Genomic DNA, 6,440 nt, shown 5'->3' on the forward strand with positions numbered 1-6,440 from the left:
ATAAATGTTCTTTTCCCACTTGCTAGTATAAATTTTTAGGTCAACACGTTTCCCACTTGCTAGTATAAAAATTAAATCTCTGTTTGAGAACGCTTTCTTTTCTCACTTAGTAGTATAAATTTTTATGCTACTGATAACTGTCAAAATTGTCTTGTCTATCATTGTAATTTAATTTAGCTTATTTTATAAAAAAACTATAAAATAGTCTTTTTAGAAACAAACAAAATCTTAATTTGGAAACAAAAAATAAACAATTACTCTTTCCCACTTAGTAGCATAGAAAGAAAAAAGCGTTTCATAAATGTTCTTTTCTCACTTGCTAGTATAAAAATTAAATCTCTGTTTGAGAACGCTTTCTTTTCTCACTTAGTAGTATAAATTTTTATGCTACTGATAACTGTTAAAATTGTTTTGTCTATCATTGTAATTTAATTTAGCTTATTTTATAAAAAAACTATAAAATAGTCTTTTTGGAAACAAACAAAATCTTAACTTGGAAACAAAAAATAAACAATTACTCTTTCCCGCTTAGTAGCATAGAAAGAAAAAAGCGTTTCATAAGTGTTCTTTTCCCACTTGCTAGTATAAAAATTAAAGCTCTGTTTGAGAATGCTTTCATTTCTCACTTGCTAGTATAAATTTTTATGCTACTGATAACCGTTAAAATTGTTTTGTCTATCATTGTAATTTAGCTTATTTTATAAAAAAACTATAAAATAGTCTTTTTGGAAACAAACAAAATCTTAACTTGGAAACCAAAAATAAACAATTACTCTTTCCCACTTAGTAGCATAGAAAGAAAAAAAGCGTTTCATAAATGTTCTTTTCCCACTTGCTAGTATAAAAATTAAAACTTTGTTTGAGAATGCTTTCATTTCTCGCTTAGTAGTATAAATTTTTATGCTACTGATAACCATTAAAATTGTCTTGAATATCATTGTAATTTAATTTATCTTATTTTATAAAACAACTATAAAAAAGTCTTTTTGCAAACAAATAAAATCTTAACTTGGAAACCAAAAATAAACAATTACTCTTTCCCACTTAGTAGCATAGAAAGAAAAAAGCGTTTCATAAATATTCTTTCCCACTTGCTAGTATAAATTTTTAGGTCAACATGCTTCCCACTTGCTAGTATAAAATTTAAAACTCTGTTTGAGAATGCTTTCATTTCTCGCTTAGTAGTATAAATTTTTATGCTACTGATAACCGTAAAATTTTCTTGTCTATCATTGTAATTTAATTTAGCTTATTTCATAAAACAACTATAAAATAGTCTTTTTGCAAACAAATGAAATCTTAACTTGGAAACCAAAAATCAACTATTAATCTTTCCCACTTTGTAGCATAGAAAGAAAAAGCGTTTCATAAATATTCTTTTCCCAGTTACTAGTATAAACTGTTAGATCAATATGTTTCCCACTTGCTAGTATAAAAATTAAAGCTCTGTTTGAGAATACTTTCATTTCTCGCTTAGTAGCATAAATTTTTATACTACTGATAACAGTTAAAATTGTCTTGTCTATCATCGTAATTTAATTTAGCTTATTTCATAAAACGGCTATAAAATAGTCTTTTTGGCAAAAAATGAAACCTTAACTTGGAAATTAAAAAAGAACAATTTGCATTTCCCACTTTGTAGCATAGAAAGAAAAAAGTGTTTCATAAGTGTTCTCTTCCCACTTACTAGTATAAATTTTTAGGTCAATATGTTTCCCACTTGCTAGTATAAAAAAATATTTTAATTGCTATTTGTATTGTTATTAATGAATAGTTAATTTATGATCTTTTCATGATTAAAAATTGAGTAACATTATTTTGGTTAATTTACCAATAATAAAAAAATATTATTAGAAGTTAAAATAAGTTTCATTTCTTTAAATGTTTAAATTCAGAAAATAAAAAATAAAAAAATGTATGAAAAAATATTTTTGTATTAAAATAATATTAGTGGTCGCGTAGCTCAGCAGGATAGAGCACAAGCCTTCTAAGCTTGTTGTCAGAGGTTCGAATCCTCTCGTGATCGCCATTTTTTTATTTTTTATTTTATTAATAATCTATATTTATATATTAAACGTTGAAAAAAGTCTTTTTTTGTTAAAATTTTAATAAGATGTCCATATAGCTCATCTGGTTAGAGCACAAGCCTCCTAAGCTTGGGGTGAGAGGTTCAACTCCTCTTATGGACGCCATTTTTATTTTGTAATTAATATAATCATTATTTAAAAATATTCGTTCTCTTTCATAAAATAAGCTTATTTTAAAAATTTAATATAATTTAAAAGATATATGAAAGGAATTTTTATGAAAAAGAAATTATTATTTCCTCTTTTAGGTACAGTTGCTAGCACACTTCCTCTAATGGTTGCTGCTGCAGCTTGCCAAAATGAAACAAAACCAGTAAATCCTCAACCAGATCCTCAGCCTCAACCGAAACCTCAACCTCAACCAGAACCTCAACCAACTCCTGGAACAGAAAAAGAAACAGCATTAGCTAGCTTAGAAAGTAAATTAACAGAAGCTAACACATTACAAGGAAAAATTGTTACAGCTAATTTAGATACTCAAATTACTGATATAACAACCTTAATTGAAGAAGCTAATACATTAAAAGCAAATCAAGAAGCAACAGCTGAACAAATTAATGCTTTAATTGCGAAAATTCAAGCTAAATTAGCAGAAATTCTTCCAAAAGTTGATGAACGCACAAACTTATATAGTGAATTGAAAAAAGCAATTTCTGCTGCTGATAAAAAAATTGTAAGAATCGAAAAATATCAATTAACAGAATTAAAAGCAAAATATGATTCAGTATTAGAAGCTGCTAAATCAGCTCAAACTGACAAATCATTGGCTAATGAAGCTATTACTGAAAAAACTAATGCATTAAAAGCTGTTAATGATGAAGTTGAACCAGTATTAAACAAATTCGAACAAGCTTACAAAAAATTAGAAACAGCTATTGCAAAAGTTGAAACTTTAAAAGCATACTTAGCAGATGAAAAATTCAATGCTGACAAAACAGCATTAGACAAACTTGTAACAGCTGCCAAAGCACTTAAAGGTGCTGATGAATTACAAGCTAAAACTAAAGAAATTGAAGCAAAAATTGCTGAACTTTATGGTCGAGAAGATGTAATAACATTAAATGCTACTGATGACACAAGCAAATTCACAATTATCGGCGGACAATTAACACAAGAATTAAAAGACAAAATTATTACTGCTGTTAAAGAAAATGCTAAAGCCACAGGTAAGAAACCATACATTTTTGGCTATGACTATAACAATGGACAAGTGGTATTAGTAAAAGGTGGCTTTAGAGATGGAGAAAAAACACCATTATTAAAAGGTGAAGAATCATATGTTGGTGGATGAAGAGATGCAGAAAGCAACAAACAAATGGTTAGTTTCTCAGATCCATTAGGAAACAAAGGAAGATTATCAGGCTACCTTGATGCATATTTAAATCAAGATGAAACTAAATTGACTATTAAATATAGATTAGGAGTATACCCTAATACTGTTGAAGAAGGCATTTACTACTTAGTGCTTGATCTTACAGTTCCTGCAGCAAACTCTGAAACAGGTAATGGTGTAAGCGAAGGCACTGGTGATGAAAGCTCAACATCTTAACAGAAGCTACGGCTTAATAGTTTAATTATTTAAAAAACTATTCAAAAAGTTTAAATTCAATGCTTTTTTGAATAGTTTTTTAATTTTTTGATATAAGAGAATAACTATAATATAATGTTAGCAAGGAGGCTAAAATGAACAAATTAAAAAGGATTTTATTTTCTTTTATTGGAGTAGTGACTACAGGCGCAGTAGCTTCTTTTACTGCTATTAGTTGTCAAAACGAAGTACAAAAAAAAGAATGAGAATCTGAAGAAGATGTGGCATTACCATTTCCAATTGATAACTCAGTTCAATGTGATTGTGGCGCACATCAACCTCCTGCGGAAGTTAGAGAAGCATAATTCTTTGCTTCTCTTTTTATTTTTTTAAAACTTTCAAATATAATAAAAACATTATGAGTAAAAATATTGTAGAAATTAAAATTGAAATTACAAAAAATTCAAAAATTAAATATGAATATGATCGTGCTGATGGTCAAATTCACGTAGACCGTATTTTAAGAGGTGATTTTGTTTATCCTTCAAACTATGGCTTTATCCCTAATGCCTTAGATTGAGATGGTGATGAATTAGATGTGCTTTTATACAGCGATGAACAATTCATTCCAGGTGTTATGTTAAACGCAAGAATTATTGGTGCAATGAAAATGATTGATTCAGGCGAAACAGATACAAAATTAATCGCTGTGCATGCTGATGACTACCGTTTAGACCACATTCAAGAATTAAAAGATTTACCTGAACCATTCTTAATGAACCTTGAAGTATTTTTCAACAATTACAAAAACTGAAAAAAACCTGGTTCTACTAAAGTTTTAGGTTTCGAAGGTCTCAATTGAGCTCTTGCTGAACTAGATGAATGTGTTGAATTAATGGACAAATATGGGCAAATGCCTAAAAAAGAATTCGTTGCTAAAATGATGCAAGAACACCCTGACAAATATGAAGCATAAAAGCCTTTTTGGCTTTTATTTTTTTCTTTTATTCTTATAATTGTTAAATTATGGCAAAAAATAAATACGAATTTTTCATTGATGTGGAAGTTGCTAATACACCACATGTACAAAGAATTTTAAAATTAGATAAAACCATTAGTTTTATTCCGAGAATAATCGGGGTTAGTTGATTAAATCCAAAAAATTTAAGAAAAAAATATAGTGCTTCAAAAGAAATTCATTATGAATTAAGCACTATTCAAAAATCAAATAATATGGATGAAATTTTAGATGTAAGTTACCAAACTTTATTAACAATAATTCGTAATTTAATTAAAATTAAAAATTTTGTGCCAACAGTAGACAATTGTGTAATTTATTCTTGAGGTGCAAGTCTGGAAAACATAATTTTTGCCAAAAAACTTGGTTTCAATATAATTGAAATTTTTCCGTTTAGTAAAAATGTTAGTTTAAGCAATTTTAGAAATATATGCAATCAAATTTTGCCAAATAGTAATAATAATTATCAAACACAGACATTTAAAAACTTTATTGAATATAACAAATCTAATGGAGAAAAGTACTTTAAAATAGCTAAATTTGGTGAAAAGTTTGGTTATTTAGCTTCCATATTATGTGCTTATTCGCTTAAATATGCTTTTATAAAAAAGAAGAACCAAAATTTTGAACAGTTTTTCAAAGATTTATATAAATATAATAAAAAAGACATTGATTTTGTTTCATTAGTCCATCAGAAAAAACACAAATTATTCTTGCCTGTTTTTGACAAAGTACTAAAAGACAACAAATTAACTAAATCATTTAATTATTCATGATGACTTAAAAAAGCTAAAACTTATAAAAATAATTTTGAATTGTTGTTTAACTGTTTAAGAAGCAAATAATGGCAATGGAATATATAACCATTTGTTCATAAATTCATTTTTTAGAAAAATCTTGTTTCAAAAATATTAAAATTAAATTAGGAAGTATTAGACTTTCTAGAAATTAAGAGGTAAAAAATGAAAACAAATATTAACATACTCAGAAGAGAAGAACAAATTAAAAATTTAATTGCTCAAATTATCACTTATGAAGTGACAAATTCTGATGTTATTGAACCAACAGTTGTAGATTGCAAATTATCAAGCGATCTATCACATGTTAAAGTTTTTGTTACCTTTGGTGCAAGAGCTAACAAAGGACTAGAAGCATTAGAACATGCTAAAGGTTTTGTTAAAAAGCAAGTTGCACAAACCTTAGATTGAAGAAAAATTCCTGACATTCACTTCGTATTAGATGAATTAACAGATAGTGCTCAAAAAATTGATGCATTGTTAGACGAAATCAAAAAAGAATTTGTTGAAGAACCTAAAAAAGAAGAAACTAAGGAATAATTAATTTGAAAAGCAGGCACTTAGCTTGCTTTTTTAATAGCATATTTTGTCATTATGGAAAAAAGAAAGATTTTTCCATATTTTTTTGACGCTTTTCCGAGTTTCCAAGTTTGAAAGTCTAAAAAAACGAATATATCTATAAAAAAGACATATTCGTTTTTTATGTTTTAAAATTACACACATAAAATTCCGAGTTTCCAAGTTGAATTTACTAAAAAACAGTGATTTTTTGTTTAAAACAACAAAATAATTATGACATAAACGAAATTTTTTATTCTTTTTTAATAATTTTTTTGAATAAAATAAAAAATTTTTAAATTAATTTGCATTTTTGATTTTGATTTTTTATGTAAGTAATGATACTTAAAAAATAGCTAATTCCCCTATAAATAAGCACTTTATCATTGAAAATAGCATTAAACTTGGAAACTCTGGATTTTGTCATTATGGAAAAAAGAAAGATTTTTCCA

General features: G+C 27.1%; 5 protein-coding genes and 2 tRNA genes. All 7 read left to right on the plus strand.

Annotation, left to right across the window (positions count from 1 at the left end; translation table 4 throughout):
- Positions 1–1,952 precede the first annotated feature (1,952 nt).
- The 7 genes from T395_RS0103290 to rbfA all read left to right on the plus strand — a co-directional run bounded on the left by T395_RS0103290 (position 1,953) and on the right by rbfA (position 5,970).
- Positions 1,953–2,029 (plus strand) — tRNA-Arg (locus tag T395_RS0103290).
- An 86-nt stretch (positions 2,030–2,115) separates the two neighbouring features.
- Positions 2,116–2,192 (plus strand) — tRNA-Arg (locus T395_RS0103295).
- 112 nt (positions 2,193–2,304) lie between these two features.
- On the plus strand, positions 2,305–3,636 hold the full coding sequence (locus T395_RS0103300) for a coiled-coil domain-containing protein (protein ID WP_029513043.1): 1,332 nt from the start codon (positions 2,305–2,307) through the stop codon (positions 3,634–3,636).
- A gap of 134 nt (positions 3,637–3,770) precedes the next feature.
- Complete coding sequence (locus tag T395_RS0103305; protein ID WP_029513044.1) at positions 3,771–3,980, plus strand: hypothetical protein; 210 nt, start codon at positions 3,771–3,773, stop codon at positions 3,978–3,980.
- 53 nt (positions 3,981–4,033) lie between these two features.
- A complete protein-coding gene (locus T395_RS0103310; protein ID WP_029513045.1) occupies positions 4,034–4,591 on the plus strand; it encodes an inorganic diphosphatase in 558 nt (185 codons plus the stop codon).
- 50 nt (positions 4,592–4,641) lie between these two features.
- Positions 4,642–5,478: a hypothetical protein gene (locus T395_RS0103315; protein ID WP_029513046.1), complete on the plus strand. Its 837-nt coding sequence runs from the start codon at positions 4,642–4,644 to the stop codon at positions 5,476–5,478.
- A gap of 117 nt (positions 5,479–5,595) precedes the next feature.
- Complete coding sequence (gene rbfA / locus T395_RS0103320; protein ID WP_051617864.1) at positions 5,596–5,970, plus strand: 30S ribosome-binding factor RbfA; 375 nt, start codon at positions 5,596–5,598, stop codon at positions 5,968–5,970.
- Positions 5,971–6,440: the final 470 nt, after the last annotated feature.

It is taken from the genome of Mycoplasmopsis iners ATCC 19705 (genome assembly GCF_000701805.1).
Taxonomy (GTDB): Bacteria; Bacillota_I; Bacilli_A; order Mycoplasmatales; family Metamycoplasmataceae; genus Mycoplasmopsis; species Mycoplasmopsis iners.